Genomic DNA, 12,117 nt, shown 5'->3' with positions numbered 1-12,117 from the left:
GGCCTATGGCTGGCCGATGACGAAATCAAGCGCCAAGGGTATCGTTAACCGCCCCTTGTGCGCACCAGCCACAGTGAAAGGTTTTGCCCACCATGGCGGCACGCCTGGCCGGGTCCAGCACCCAGGGGCGTGACTGCCAGGGCGGCTGATGGCGCAGGTGCTGGGTATGCCCGCACGCCAGCACGGCCACCCAGTGGCCGTGCTCGTCGCGGATGAAATCCTGGATGAAGGTGTTTGCCATCGGGTCCGTTTGTCCGGGTTGCGTTCGCTTTCGGGCGGCGCGTTGGTTACACTTGTTCGTTCTACATACTTATGCAAAAAGGTGTCGCCCCATGCCGATCGCTGCCAACAAGGCTGTCTCCATCGACTATACCCTGACCAACGACGCTGGTGAGGTCATCGACAGCTCCGCCGGCGGCGCGCCGCTGGTGTACCTGCAAGGCGCAGGTAACATCATTCCTGGCCTGGAAAAGGCCCTGGAAGGCAAGGACGTCGGTGAAGAACTGACCGTTGCCATCGAACCTGAAGAAGCCTATGGCGAGTACTCGGCTGAGCTGGTCAGCACCCTCAGCCGCAGCATGTTCGAAGGCGTCGACGAGCTGGAAGTGGGCATGCAGTTCCACGCTTCCGCGCCGGACGGCCAGATGCAAATCGTCACCATCCGTGACCTGGACGGCGACGACGTCACCGTCGACGGCAACCACCCGCTGGCCGGCCAGCGCCTGAACTTCCAGGTCAAGATCGTTGCCATCCGTGATGCCAGCCAGGAAGAAATCGCCCACGGCCACGTGCACGGCGAAGGTGGTCACCACCACTGATCGGAGCGCTTGAGCCCGGTTAGCCAAGGGGCGCCCGTTCAAGCAGGATGAAATCTCCACACGGGGATCATCTGGCTTGGACGGGCGCCTTTTTTGTCTGCTAGTGTTCCACTCGCAGAGCGCTTTCGCGCCACAGGGATATGGATAGGGGAGTCCGTCATGAGTATTTTCCACGACCTTAAACTGCAGGCGCTCGATGGCCAGGAATTGCCCCTGGCGCCCTTCAAGGGCAAGGTGGTGCTGGTGGTCAACGTGGCGTCCAAGTGCGGCCTGACGCCGCAATATGCCGCGCTGGAGAACCTGTATAACACCTACAAGGACAAGGGCTTCAGCGTGCTGGGCCTGCCTTGCAACCAGTTCGCCGGGCAGGAGCCTGGCAGCGAACAGGACATCCAGCAGTTCTGCAGCCTGAACTACGGGGTGACCTTTCCCTTGAGCAGCAAGCTTGAGGTCAACGGTCACGGCCGTCACCGCCTGTATCAATTGCTGGCGGGCGAGGGCGCCGAGTTCCCCGGCGATATCACCTGGAACTTTGAAAAGTTCCTGGTGGGCAAGGACGGCCGCGTACTGGCACGTTTCTCGCCGCGTACTGCCCCTGACGACCCCACTGTGGTGCACGCCATCGAAAAAGCCCTGGCCTGATCCAGGCTTCGCCGGGCCCTGCGCCCGGCATCACGCAAATCAATAGTGCTGGGCCGCGCCCTGCCGGCGTTTTATGCTGCGGATCTTTGAGCCAACCCTTCAGAGGATCTGCACATGTCGGTCAACGCTCTGTTCAAGCCATTTCAGTTGGGTGCCCTGCGGCTGCCGAGCCGCGTGGTCATGGCGCCCATGACCCGCTCGTTTTCTCCCGGTGGCATTCCTGCCGCCAAGGTCATCGAGTACTACCGCCGCCGTGCGGCCGCGGGTGTCGGCCTGATCATCACTGAGGGCACCACCGTGGGCCACAAGGCTGCCAATGGTTACCCCCATGTACCGCGTTTCTACGGCGTCGATGCCCTGGCCGGCTGGAAGAAGGTAGTGGATGCCGTGCATGCCGAGGGCGGCAGGATCGTCCCGCAGCTGTGGCACGTAGGCAATGTACGCCGCCTGGGCACCGAGCCCGATGGCAACGTCCCCGGCTATGGCCCGATGGCCAAGGTCAAGGATGGCAAGGAACTGGTCCATGGCATGAGCCATGAGGACATCGCCGAAGTGATCCAGGCGTTTGCCCAGGCGGCTGCCGACGCCAAGGCCATTGGCATGGACGGCGTGGAAATTCATGGCGCCCACGGCTACCTGGTCGACCAGTTTTTCTGGGAAGGCACCAACCAGCGTGACGACGAATACGGTGGCAGCCTGGCCAAGCGCTCGCGTTTTGCCATCGAGCTTATCCAGGCAGTGCGAGCGGCAGTGGGCGAGGGTTTCCCGATCATTTTCCGCTTCTCCCAGTGGAAACAGCAGGACTACAGCGCCCGCCTGGTGCAAACCCCCGAAGCGCTCGGGGAGTTCCTGCAACCGCTGGCCGATGCCGGCGTGGACATTTTCCACTGCTCCACCCGGCGCTTCTGGGAGCCGGAGTTCGAAGGCTCCGCCCTTAACCTGGCCGGTTGGACCCGCGAGCTGACCGGCAAGCCGACCATTACCGTGGGCAGCGTCGGCCTGGATGGCGAATTCCTGCAGTTCATGGTCGATACCGACAAAGTCGCGCAGCCGGCCAGCCTGGAAAACCTGCTCACGCGCCTGGAGAACGACGAGTTCGACCTGGTGGCTGTGGGCCGTGCGCTCCTGGTTGACCCGGACTGGGCCGCCAAGGTGCGTGACGGCCATGAGCAGGATATTCTGCCTTTCAGCCGGGAAGCGTTGACGACCCTGGTTTGAGACCAAAACCCCCCATGCGCTGTGCGGCGGCCTGGCAGGCGCCGCGCAGCTGGGTCTCGAACTGCTCGATGATCGCGCCCCAACCCTGGCGGCTGGCGTGCTGGCGGGCATTGAGGCGGATGCGGCGCAAGGTTTCGCTGTCCTCCAGCAGCCAGCCGGCGGCGTCGATGAACGCTTCTTCGTCGCCAGGCATGGCCAGTGCGCCGTTGTGGCCGTGGCGAATGTGCTGGCCGGCGGCAGCCTCGTCATAGGCCACAACCCCAAGCCCCGAAGCCAGGGCTTCGAGTACCACGTTGCCGAAGGTCTCGCTCAGGCTGGGAAACAGGAAGATATCGCCACTGGCGTAGTGCGCCGCCAGTTCTTCGCCGCGCCTGGCACCGCAGAAAATCGCCTCCGGCATCGATTGCTCCAGTTGCAGGCGCTGGGGCCCGTCACCGACGACAATCAACTTCAAGCGTTGCAGCGGATAGTGCAGTTGCAGGGTGGCCAGGGTCTGCTTGAGCAAACCGAGGTTTTTTTCCGGGGCCAGCCGGCCCACATGGATCAGGGCGATATCGTCGGGGTCCAGGCCCCAGCTGTCGCGCAGCGCCTGGTTGCGGCGGGCGGGGTGGAACAGTTGGCTGTCCACGCCCCGGGACAGCAGCGCCAAGCGCTCGAAGCCACGCCGCTCCAGACTGTGCCGCTGGGTCGCGCTGGGCACCAGTGTCAGTTGCGTGCGGTTGTGGAACCAGCGCAGGTAACCGGTCAGCACGCGCGTCAACAGGCCCAGGCCGTAGTCGCGGGTGTATTGCTGGAAGTTGGTGTGGAAACCGCTGACCACGGCGATTTTCAGGCGCCTTGCCGCGCGCAGGGCATTGAGCCCCAGCGGGCCTTCGGTCGCTATGTACAGCACGTCGGGCCGGGCCCGGCGCCAGCGCCGCAACAGCTTGTGCATCGACGCCTGGCCCCATTGCAGCCCCGGGTAGCCCGGCAGTGGCCAGCCGCGGCACAGCAGCAGTTGGTCGTCTGCCGCGCCGCGTTCGTCGGCGCTTTGCCGTGGGCGCACAATTTCTACCTGATGGCCTCGGGCGCGCAGGCCTTCGCTCAGGCGGCCAAGGGTATTGGCCACGCCGTTGATTTCGGATGGGAAGGTTTCGGTAACCAGGGTGATGCGTAGCGAGGGCTCTGTCATGGAACCAGTGTCGGATCAACCGATTGCGACTATGTGTCATAGCAATGACGAATTAATGACGCGCTCCGGGCCGCTGGAAATCGCCTACCGTAAAAGGACCACCTGCGCGCCTGGGTAATGGCCATGTCCGATAACCTCTACGCACCGCCTCAGGCGGACCTGCGTATGCCAGCGGTCAGGGAGCCCGCGTTCTACACCGTTTCAGAAGGAAAGTTCTTCACCTTGTTTTTCGCCAGTCTGGGCCTGTACCTGGTGTATTGGTCGTGGAAGCACTGGCGCCGTTACCGACAGTTCACCGGGGCGGATGTGTCGCCCCTGGCGCGGGGTTTGTTGCCGGTGTTCTTCACCCATGCCCTGTTGTTCTGTGCCCAGGACCTGCTGCACCAGCGCGGCCTGCATTACAGCGAGCCGCCCCAGCGCTGGGCGAACCGGTTCGTGCTGTCCACGGTGTTGGGGCTGGTGTTCAATGCCATGGCCCGCAACGACATTGGCTACCCACTGACCGACCTGGGTTGCCTGGCGATGCTGGTGGTGCAGGGGCTGGCGGCGTGCAAGGGCCAGCAGTTGCTCAACTTCGCCGCCGACGACCCGCTGGGGGAAAGCAATGCCCGGTTGGGCTGGGTGGACTACCTGTGCCTGGTACCAGGGTTGCTGGTGTGGGTATTCATCCTGCTGGTGTACTGGGCCGACGCGGCCTGACGGCCGCTGTCACCGGCCCCGCGCTCAACCCCGCTCACGCACCCAGAACAGCGTGGCGCCGGCCACGGCGGCGGGCATCATCAGCAGGTTGACCACCGGAATCAGCAGTACCAGGTAAACGATGCCGCCAAAGCCCAGGCTCTGCCAGCGCTTCTGCCGCAGCCAGGCCAGCATGTCGGGCCAGCTCATCTTGTGGTTGTCGGCCGGGTAGTCGATATACTGGATGGCCATCATCCAGACGCCGAACAGCAGCCATAACGGCGCGGCAATGACGTTGACCACGGGGATCAACGACAGCACGAACAACGCCAGCGTGCGCGGCAGGAAATACCCCAGCTTGCGCATCTCGCGGTTCAACGTGCGTGGCACTTCGCGGCTCAGCTCGCTCCACTTGAACGGTGGGAAATCGTCCTTGCCGCGCACCACAACTTCCACTTTTTCGGCCAGGAAACTGTTGAACGGCGCCGAGACGATGTTGGCCACCAGGGTGAAGCAGAAGAACACCATCAGCACCACCAGCGCCACGAACAGCGGCCAGAGGATGTAGCTGAGGAAGCTCAGCCACGACGGCAGCGTGGGCATCAGGTGGTTCACCCATTGGCTGAACGCGTGGCCGGCGAAGTAGATCAGCGCGGTGAACAACACCAGGTTGATCGCCAGCGGCAGCAGGACAAATAGCCGCAGGCCAGGGCTAAGGACCAGTTTGAGGCCTTCGCGCAGGTATTGCGGGCCGGACAGGACAGGGGCTTGCATGGTGTGCTCCGTGTAGAAAACCCGCCGACATTAGCGCCTTTGCCGCCTGCGGGAAAGTGAACCCTGCACGCCGAAATGCACTGTAACAAAGCCACTGATCGACACCGTGCATAGGGATAGAGGTGGCCTATGAGGTGGATTGTGAAACGATATTTCCTTACCCTTGGCCACCTCGCTACAGTGCGCACATCAAATTTCAAACCCTTCCCAAGTCTTCAGCTTCAAGGAGTTCCCCATGAGCATTCTGGTCAACAAGCAGGCCCCCGACTTCGACGCCCCGGCTGTGCTGGGTGATGGTTCGATCGTCGACAGCTTCAAGCTGTCCTCGCTGCATGGCAAATACGTGGTGCTGTTTTTCTGGCCACTGGACTTCACCTTCGTGTGCCCGTCCGAGATCATCGCCCACAACAACCGCATCGCCAAATTCCGCGAGCTGGGCGTTGAAGTCGTCGGCGTTTCCGTCGACTCGCAGTTCACTCACTACGCCTGGCGCAGCACGCCGGTGGAGAAGGGCGGTATCGGCGAGGTCGAATTCACCATGGTGGCCGACGTCAAGCACGAGATCACCCGTGCCTATGGCATCGAACATGAAGACGGCGTAGCCCTGCGTGCCTCGTTCCTGATCGACCAGAAAGGCGTTGTGCAGCACCAGGTGGTCAACAACCTGCCACTGGGCCGTGAAGTCGACGAGATGGTACGCCTGGTCGAGGCGCTACAATTCACCGAGCAGTATGGCGAAGTCTGCCCGGCGGGCTGGCGCCCAGGCCAGAAAGGCATGAAGGCCGACGCCAAGGGCGTGGCTGACTACCTGGCCGAGAACGCCACCAGCCTGTAACGGTTTCCAGGACGGGTGAGCAATAGCCTTCCCCAAGGTTTCAGCCGTCCTTTTTTAATTCCAGCCGGTTCGCCGGCACTGCGACCCTGGCGCTACAATGGCCGGTCCAAAGGAGTCAGCCATGTCTGAAGCACGTCATTCCCGAGTGATCATCCTCGGTTCCGGCCCTGCCGGTTACAGCGCAGCCGTCTACGCGGCCCGCGCCAACCTCAAGCCACTGCTGATCACCGGCATGCAGGCCGGCGGTCAACTGACCACCACCACCGAAGTCGACAACTGGCCGGGCGACGTCCATGGTCTGACCGGCCCGGTGCTGATGGAGCGCATGCGTGAGCACGCCGAGCGTTTCGAGACCGAGATTGTCTTCGACCACATCAACTCGGTTGATCTGGCCGGCAAACCGTTCTCGCTGACTGGCGACAGCGGCACCTACACGTGCGACGCGCTGATCATCGCCACAGGCGCCAGCGCCCGCTACCTGGGCTTGCCGTCGGAAGAAACCTTCATGGGCAAAGGCGTTTCGGCCTGCGCTACCTGCGACGGTTTCTTCTACCGCAACAAGCCGGTAGCCGTGGTGGGCGGTGGCAACACCGCCGTGGAAGAAGCACTGTACCTGGCCAACATCGCCAGCAAGGTGACCCTGGTGCACCGCCGCGAGACGTTCCGCGCCGAGAAGATCCTGATCGACAAGCTGCACGCCCGTGTCGCCGAAGGCAAGATCGAACTCAAGCTCAACGCCACCCTGGACGAAGTGCTGGGTGACAACATGGGCGTCACCGGTGCCCGCCTGAAGAACAACGATGGCAGCTTCGACGAGCTGAAAGTCGACGGCGTGTTCATCGCCATCGGCCACACGCCGAACACCGCTTTGTTCGAAGGCCAACTGGCACTGAAGGACGGCTACATGGTGGTCAGCGGCGGCCGTGAAGGTAACGCCACCGCCACCAGCGTGGAAGGTGTGTTCGCCGCCGGCGACGTGGCCGACCATGTTTACCGCCAGGCCATTACCTCGGCGGGCGCTGGCTGCATGGCGGCGCTGGACGTGGAACGCTACCTGGATGGCCTGCAGAACGCTTCGTTCTGATAGGCCTTGCATGGGCCCGGTCCTGCGAAGGACCGCGCCAGGCACAAAAAAACCGGCTACTCAGGCCGGTTTTTTTGTGCCTGGGTTTCAGGCCTTGCGGGTCAGTGGTTGCCCGGCAAACTTTACCCCGGCCAGGCCGTGGGCGATCAGGTTGCGGATGTTGCCGTGGTCAGTGCCCTCGGGGGTGGCCACCACCGAGCGGTAGTGCTCGCCGAACGCCAGCAGCACGTGCTGGTCGCTCAGGCCTTCCAGCACGGCCAGGCCGATGGTCTTGCAAGAGCCTTCGTTCTGGCCGGCGGCGTTTTCCACGTCACCGTTGGTGAAAGCCTGGGGCTGGTAGTCATAGTGCGCCGCCACGAACGCCAGGGTATCGGCGAACGCGTGTTCGCCGCTGTCGAGGCTGGCGCGCAGGGTGTTCAAGTCAGTCATGCTGTTTTCCTTTGGCGAACGCCGCTTGCTGGTCGGCGCTGGCTTCTTTCTGATAGAGATTTTTCCACTCGCTGTACGGCATGCCGTACACCACTTCGCGGGCGTCATCGAGGCTGACCTCGATCTGGCGCTCATCGGCCTCGGCCTTGTACCACTTGGACAGGCAGTTGCGGCAGAAGCCGGCCAGGTTCATCAGGTCGATGTTCTGCACGTCGGTGCGTTTGCCCAGGTGCTCCACCAGGCGGCGGAAGGCCGCGGCTTCGAGTTCCAGGCGTTGTTGCTCGTTCATGTTCATTCCTGTCAGCGGCGCCCGGCGAGGGTGATCGACACCGACTCGGCAAAGCGCAGGGCATGGGGTTTGTCGACTTCGACCTCGGCGTAGCGCACGGCTTCGTTGGCCATGACCAGGTCCAGCAACTCCTGGGTCAGGCGTTCGAGCAGGGCGAAGCGGTTGCCCTCGACATGCTGGATCACCGCCTTGGTGATGGTGCGGTAGTTCAGCGCGTGGTCGATGTCGTTGTCACGCACCGCTTCCTGGGCCGCGTAGAGGATGGTGAGGTTGATCAGCACATCCTGCTTGTTGAGGATCTCTTCCTCGTTGATTCCGATAAACGTGCGCAGGCGCAGGTCCTTGACCCGGATGCGCGCGGTTCCTGGCTCCAGTTGTGGCATTGCTACTTGCTCCGTCCAATCAATTGCAGGAATTCCTGGCGGGTAGTGCTCGAATCGCGGAAGGCGCCGAGCATGACCGAGGTGTTCATCACCGAGTTCTGTTTTTCCACGCCGCGCATCATCATGCACATGTGCTGGGCCTCGATCACCACGGCCACACCGGCGGCCTGGGTCACGTCACGCACTGCCTCGGCGATCTGGCGTGTCAGGTTCTCCTGAATCTGCAGGCGACGGGCGAACATGTCGACGATGCGCGCGATCTTCGACAGCCCCAGCACTTTGCCGGTGGGGATATAGGCCACCTGGGCCTTGCCGATGAAGGGCAGCAGGTGGTGCTCGCACAGGGAGTACAGTTCGATGTCCTTGACGATCACCATTTCGTCGTTGTCCGAGGCGAACAGGGCGCCGTTGACGATTTGTTCCAGTGTCTGGTCATAACCATGACACAGGTACTGCATGGCCTTGGCGGCACGCTTGGGCGTGTCCACCAGGCCTTCGCGGTCCGGGTCTTCACCCAGGTCCTTGAGGATTTCGCGGTAATGCTGCGGCAGGCTTGAACTCATGAAGGCTACTTCCTCGCGCCAAGCGCTTATTTTACGTGCCGGCCGCCGTTGACGGTCAAGGTAGTGCCGGTGACATAGGGGTTGTCTATGAGGTAACGCAGGCTCTGGTAGACCACCTGCGGTCCGGGCTCGATGCCCATGGCCGATTTGGCCAGGGTCTTGGCGCGGTACGCCGCGTCGTCGTCTTCGTTGAACATCAGCAGCGCTGGGGCGATGCCGTTGACCTTGATGCGCGGCGCGTATTTGGCTGCGAACGACAGCGTGAGGCTGTCCAGCCCTGCCTTGGTCGCGCAATAGGCGATGTGCTTGCTGCTGCCCTTGCGGGCCACGTCGTCGCTGATATGCACGATGTCGGCCTGCGGGCTTGCGTGCAGCAGGTCGGCGCAATGGAGGTTGATCAGGTACGGCGCCAGCATGTGCACGCTGACCATCTGCGCGAATGCCTGGGCCTCTTGCCCGGGCGTGTCGGCCTGCCAACTGGAAGCATTATGAACGATGGCGCGCAAGGCGTCGGTGTGTTTCTTCAGCACGGCGATGAACGCCAGAATGCCGGCCTCGTCGCTGAAGTCGGCGAACAGGGTCAGCGCGCCCCGTTCCCGCAGGCGCTCAAGGCCTTCGCGTTCGCTGCGGTAGCTGATGATCACCGGGTGGCCGTCGTCCAGCAGGCGTTCGGCGCAATGCAGGCCGACGCGCTGGCTGGCGCCGGTGATCAGAATGGGGGCTGTAGGCATGCGGAAGCTCGTGGCAGGGGGCTACCGGGAACTTATACCAGTGGGCCCTCAAGCACAACGCATCACCGGTGTGGGAGCTGGCTTGCCCGGAGCTGTCGCGGACCGCCAAGCGCCGAGTTCAGCGTGGCTGCGCGGCGAACGGGCGCTGAGGTGTCGCATGCAGCCACGGGTGCAACAGGCGCGTGGACAACGGAATGAAGAAATACACCATGATCGGCGTCAGGGCCAGGGTGCTGACAAAGATGCGCGGTAACAGGCTCAACTCGTTCAGAAGTGGTCCCAGCAGGAAGTTGAACAGCAATGAGACCGGGAAAAATGCGACCCAGATCGCCACTGCCTGCTTCCAGCGTGGCGGGCGAGCGTGGCTGGTGTCGCCGAACCAGCCGTCGATGCCGCTGACCCGATGCTCGTGGGGTTGGGCGAACAGGCCGCGGCCACGGGCAAGCCAGGCGCTGCGCGAGGCCGAATGTTCCCAGGCGTGCAGAGTGGTTTCGTCGACGAAGCGGAAGATGATCTGAAACTCATCATCATCGGGGGGCGGGGCCAGCACGCCCGAGCCCAGGTAACCGGGAAAGTCGGTGGCCAATTGTTCACCTTCACGCAGCCAGGCGATCAGGTCATGGTAGCGGCCGTGGGCGACGCGGCGCGCAACCATCAGGGTGACGGGAGCAGACATTGTATATCTCCGTGCAAAAACGGCTTCCCGGGTAGGGCATGCCTCTGAGATGCAGGCCGGGGTGTTGGTCTGCATGGAAGAACAAGCAAGGATTATTCCTGTTCGGCGAAATTACGCCAGCGTTGTTTTCGTGGCGCCATTTTTTCAACGCCTTGGGTGCTTGCCATCATGCGCGGTACACTATCGGGATATTCCCCAAGCCCCGGCAACCAACGATGTCAGATACCGTTCCAGCTTCCACCGCTGCCAGCGAGTTTTCGCGCCAGGAGCTGTTTCCCATTCGTGAAGTGGCGCGATTGACTGGCATCAACCCGGTAACGTTGCGTGCCTGGGAGCGCCGTTATGGGCTGGTCCAGCCCACGCGCACTGAAAGTGGGCACCGGCTCTATTCCCAGGCTGACATCGATGAGGTGCGCAGCATCCTTGGGTGGATCGAGCGCGGCGTGGCCGTCAGCAAGGTCGGCAAGATTCTGGCGCGCAGCCAGGCGTTGAAGGTGCAGGACGCGCCGGTGCAACGCCAGCCGGTCAGCAGTGAATGGGGAGAGTGGCAACAACAGGTACGGCGCGCCGTGAATGCGTTCGATGAGCGCCGGCTGGAACAGATCTACGGGCAGGTGTTCTCCAGCTACCCGATGGTGGTGGTGTTTCAGGACATATTGATGCCGGTGTGGCACGAGCTGCTGGTGCGCCAGGAGGCGTTCGGCCAGACCAGCGAATGGCTGCTGCTGGACAACTTCCTGCGGGCCCGCACGCTGCAGCGCCTGCAATTGGTGCAAGGTCAGGCGCAGGATTGCACGGTGTTGCTGGCGGCGGTGCCGGGGCAGTGCCGTGAGCTGGAGTTGCTGGTGGCGGGGTTGCTGATGGCCAGCAACGACATTGCCGTTCAGGTACTGGCTCTGGGGCAGCCGCTGGATGAATTGAGCCTGGTGGTCGAGAAGCGTGCGCCGCAAGCCGTGGTGCTCTATTCCAACCATCCGCCGGCCGTGGACATGCCCAGGCGCCTGCGCAAACTGGGCTTGGGCCTGGATTGCCCCTTGATGGTGGCCGGTGACGCCAGCGACCTGATCCAGGACGCCTTGGCCGGTAGTGAAATAGCCTGCCTGGGTAGCGAGGGGCGGCTCATGCAGCGCCGGTTGCAACAATACCTGGCCGGGCACCTGGACACCTGAGCAGGGTCAGGCGTGCATTTGCGGGTGCGTGCGGCGGTGCTGGGCGAGGATGTACTGGCGCAGCCGTTCGGTTTCCTGCAGGTTGTCCTGGCTCAACTGGTAGGCGTAGTGGCCTTGCTCGGTCTTGCGGCGCAGGGTGCCACGCAACGGCATGGGCTCATGGCCTGCCGGGCTGAACCACAGTGAAAAGCGCCGTGGCGGCCGCTGTCCGTTGCGCATTTCCAGCAGCACGCCTTCGAATGAGATTTCCCGCACCCAATAGTTGCTGATCTGGCCCTTGTCGTTTTCCAGCACCACCGGCTCATTGAGCGTCAAGCGCCAGGGGCGAACCATGGGGCCGTCTTCATAGATGCTCGGCGCACCGAGCTGCAAGTGCAGCGCGTGAAATTCGTCTTCCACCAATTGCAACGGGAAGCTCATCTGCTGATTCTCGAACTGAGCTTGGAGGGTGACCTGTTCATTGGCCGCCAGGCGAGTCAGCAGGTCGCGAACCTGGGTGCCGCCATTGACCAGCAGGCTCGCGGTAGTGTCGCGAACATTGAGCTGCGGGTTGTGCTGCATCGTTCGAATGAAGTCCAGCTCATCCTGGGTCAGGAGGGCATCAACTGGCATGATCGGGCTCGAGGTTTAAAAAAACGGTTGTTCGGAAGGTAGACC

Annotated in this window: 17 protein-coding genes; 7 read left to right on the top strand and 10 right to left on the bottom strand. The window is 62.7% G+C overall.

What is annotated here, in order from left to right:
- Positions 1-25: 25 nt before the first annotated feature.
- A complete protein-coding gene (locus QBK88_RS16980) occupies positions 26-241 on the bottom strand; it encodes a DUF3565 domain-containing protein (RefSeq protein ID WP_268145455.1) in 216 nt (71 codons plus the stop codon).
- A 91-nt stretch (positions 242-332) separates the two neighbouring features.
- Here QBK88_RS16980 and QBK88_RS16975 point away from each other — a divergent pair, with 91 nt between their 5' ends.
- From QBK88_RS16975 to QBK88_RS16965, 3 genes are all read left to right on the top strand, one after another.
- Entirely contained in the window at positions 333-818 is a 486-nt protein-coding gene (locus tag QBK88_RS16975) for an FKBP-type peptidyl-prolyl cis-trans isomerase (RefSeq protein WP_268145453.1), read from the top strand.
- 159 nt (positions 819-977) lie between these two features.
- Entirely contained in the window at positions 978-1,460 is a 483-nt protein-coding gene (locus tag QBK88_RS16970; protein WP_277962949.1) for a glutathione peroxidase, read from the top strand.
- Between the two features lie 114 nt (positions 1,461-1,574).
- Entirely contained in the window at positions 1,575-2,678 is a 1,104-nt protein-coding gene (locus tag QBK88_RS16965) for an NADH:flavin oxidoreductase (RefSeq protein ID WP_277962948.1), read from the top strand.
- On the opposite strand, the gene QBK88_RS16960 is transcribed toward QBK88_RS16965, so the two are convergent.
- A complete protein-coding gene (locus QBK88_RS16960; protein WP_277962947.1) occupies positions 2,647-3,849 on the bottom strand; it encodes a glycosyltransferase family 4 protein in 1,203 nt (400 codons plus the stop codon). The two genes, QBK88_RS16965 and QBK88_RS16960, sit on opposite strands and share 32 nt — an antisense overlap.
- A gap of 123 nt (positions 3,850-3,972) precedes the next feature.
- On the opposite strand from QBK88_RS16960, the gene QBK88_RS16955 reads away from it, so the two are divergent.
- Entirely contained in the window at positions 3,973-4,548 is a 576-nt protein-coding gene (locus tag QBK88_RS16955; protein WP_277962946.1) for a hypothetical protein, read from the top strand.
- A gap of 24 nt (positions 4,549-4,572) precedes the next feature.
- On the opposite strand, the gene cysZ is transcribed toward QBK88_RS16955, so the two are convergent.
- Positions 4,573-5,301, bottom strand: coding sequence for a sulfate transporter CysZ (gene cysZ, locus QBK88_RS16950; RefSeq protein WP_277962945.1), 729 nt, complete (start codon positions 5,299-5,301; stop codon positions 4,573-4,575).
- A gap of 235 nt (positions 5,302-5,536) precedes the next feature.
- On the opposite strand from cysZ, the gene QBK88_RS16945 reads away from it, so the two are divergent.
- Complete coding sequence (locus tag QBK88_RS16945; protein ID WP_158153622.1) at positions 5,537-6,136, top strand: peroxiredoxin; 600 nt, start codon at positions 5,537-5,539, stop codon at positions 6,134-6,136.
- Between the two features lie 121 nt (positions 6,137-6,257).
- Complete coding sequence (gene trxB, locus QBK88_RS16940; RefSeq protein ID WP_277962944.1) at positions 6,258-7,220, top strand: thioredoxin-disulfide reductase; 963 nt, start codon at positions 6,258-6,260, stop codon at positions 7,218-7,220.
- Between the two features lie 87 nt (positions 7,221-7,307).
- Here the strand turns inward: trxB and QBK88_RS16935 are convergent, their stop codons facing one another.
- The 6 genes from QBK88_RS16935 to QBK88_RS16910 form a co-directional block, all read right to left on the bottom strand.
- On the bottom strand, positions 7,308-7,649 hold the full coding sequence (locus QBK88_RS16935; protein WP_268145438.1) for a HopJ type III effector protein: 342 nt from the start codon (positions 7,647-7,649) through the stop codon (positions 7,308-7,310).
- Positions 7,642-7,938, bottom strand: coding sequence for a DUF1244 domain-containing protein (locus tag QBK88_RS16930; protein ID WP_268145436.1), 297 nt, complete (start codon positions 7,936-7,938; stop codon positions 7,642-7,644). The genes QBK88_RS16935 and QBK88_RS16930 overlap by 8 nt, the downstream gene beginning before the upstream one ends.
- Positions 7,939-7,949: 11 nt before the next feature.
- On the bottom strand, positions 7,950-8,321 hold the full coding sequence (gene folX, locus QBK88_RS16925) for a dihydroneopterin triphosphate 2'-epimerase (RefSeq protein ID WP_268145434.1): 372 nt from the start codon (positions 8,319-8,321) through the stop codon (positions 7,950-7,952).
- A gap of 2 nt (positions 8,322-8,323) precedes the next feature.
- Positions 8,324-8,884 (bottom strand): GTP cyclohydrolase I FolE, encoded by a 561-nt coding sequence (gene folE / locus QBK88_RS16920; protein ID WP_277962943.1) that lies wholly within the window; start codon positions 8,882-8,884, stop codon positions 8,324-8,326.
- A 26-nt stretch (positions 8,885-8,910) separates the two neighbouring features.
- Entirely contained in the window at positions 8,911-9,615 is a 705-nt protein-coding gene (gene folM, locus QBK88_RS16915) for a dihydromonapterin reductase (protein WP_277962942.1), read from the bottom strand.
- Between the two features lie 118 nt (positions 9,616-9,733).
- Positions 9,734-10,291: an antibiotic biosynthesis monooxygenase gene (locus tag QBK88_RS16910; RefSeq protein ID WP_277962941.1), complete on the bottom strand. Its 558-nt coding sequence runs from the start codon at positions 10,289-10,291 to the stop codon at positions 9,734-9,736.
- Positions 10,292-10,506: 215 nt separating this feature from the next.
- Here QBK88_RS16910 and QBK88_RS16905 point away from each other — a divergent pair, with 215 nt between their 5' ends.
- Complete coding sequence (locus QBK88_RS16905) at positions 10,507-11,460, top strand: MerR family transcriptional regulator (RefSeq protein ID WP_277962940.1); 954 nt, start codon at positions 10,507-10,509, stop codon at positions 11,458-11,460.
- A 6-nt stretch (positions 11,461-11,466) separates the two neighbouring features.
- Here QBK88_RS16905 and QBK88_RS16900 read toward each other — a convergent pair whose 3' ends face one another.
- Positions 11,467-12,072, bottom strand: a complete 606-nt coding sequence (locus QBK88_RS16900) for a PilZ domain-containing protein (protein ID WP_277962939.1) — start codon at positions 12,070-12,072, stop codon at positions 11,467-11,469.
- Positions 12,073-12,117 lie beyond the last annotated feature (45 nt).

The organism is Pseudomonas sp. RIT-To-2 (assembly GCF_029623465.1).
GTDB classification, from domain to species: domain Bacteria; phylum Pseudomonadota; class Gammaproteobacteria; order Pseudomonadales; family Pseudomonadaceae; genus Aquipseudomonas; species Aquipseudomonas silvicola.
Note: the sequence above shows the minus strand (reverse complement) of the source record. Positions and strands in the feature narration are given on the sequence as shown.

Coding starts and splice junctions, on each gene's coding strand:
- QBK88_RS16980 (WP_268145455.1), bottom strand. CDS start 241: ATGGCAAACACCTTCATCCAGGATTTCATCCGCGACGAGCACGGCCAC.
- QBK88_RS16975 (WP_268145453.1), top strand. CDS start 333: ATGCCGATCGCTGCCAACAAGGCTGTCTCCATCGACTATACCCTGACC.
- QBK88_RS16970 (WP_277962949.1), top strand. CDS start 978: ATGAGTATTTTCCACGACCTTAAACTGCAGGCGCTCGATGGCCAGGAA.
- QBK88_RS16965 (WP_277962948.1), top strand. CDS start 1,575: ATGTCGGTCAACGCTCTGTTCAAGCCATTTCAGTTGGGTGCCCTGCGG.
- QBK88_RS16960 (WP_277962947.1), bottom strand. CDS start 3,849: ATGACAGAGCCCTCGCTACGCATCACCCTGGTTACCGAAACCTTCCCA.
- QBK88_RS16955 (WP_277962946.1), top strand. CDS start 3,973: ATGTCCGATAACCTCTACGCACCGCCTCAGGCGGACCTGCGTATGCCA.
- cysZ (WP_277962945.1), bottom strand. CDS start 5,301: ATGCAAGCCCCTGTCCTGTCCGGCCCGCAATACCTGCGCGAAGGCCTC.
- QBK88_RS16945 (WP_158153622.1), top strand. CDS start 5,537: ATGAGCATTCTGGTCAACAAGCAGGCCCCCGACTTCGACGCCCCGGCT.
- trxB (WP_277962944.1), top strand. CDS start 6,258: ATGTCTGAAGCACGTCATTCCCGAGTGATCATCCTCGGTTCCGGCCCT.
- QBK88_RS16935 (WP_268145438.1), bottom strand. CDS start 7,649: ATGACTGACTTGAACACCCTGCGCGCCAGCCTCGACAGCGGCGAACAC.
- QBK88_RS16930 (WP_268145436.1), bottom strand. CDS start 7,938: ATGAACGAGCAACAACGCCTGGAACTCGAAGCCGCGGCCTTCCGCCGC.
- folX (WP_268145434.1), bottom strand. CDS start 8,321: ATGCCACAACTGGAGCCAGGAACCGCGCGCATCCGGGTCAAGGACCTG.
- folE (WP_277962943.1), bottom strand. CDS start 8,884: ATGAGTTCAAGCCTGCCGCAGCATTACCGCGAAATCCTCAAGGACCTG.
- folM (WP_277962942.1), bottom strand. CDS start 9,615: ATGCCTACAGCCCCCATTCTGATCACCGGCGCCAGCCAGCGCGTCGGC.
- QBK88_RS16910 (WP_277962941.1), bottom strand. CDS start 10,291: ATGTCTGCTCCCGTCACCCTGATGGTTGCGCGCCGCGTCGCCCACGGC.
- QBK88_RS16905 (WP_277962940.1), top strand. CDS start 10,507: ATGTCAGATACCGTTCCAGCTTCCACCGCTGCCAGCGAGTTTTCGCGC.
- QBK88_RS16900 (WP_277962939.1), bottom strand. CDS start 12,072: ATGCCAGTTGATGCCCTCCTGACCCAGGATGAGCTGGACTTCATTCGA.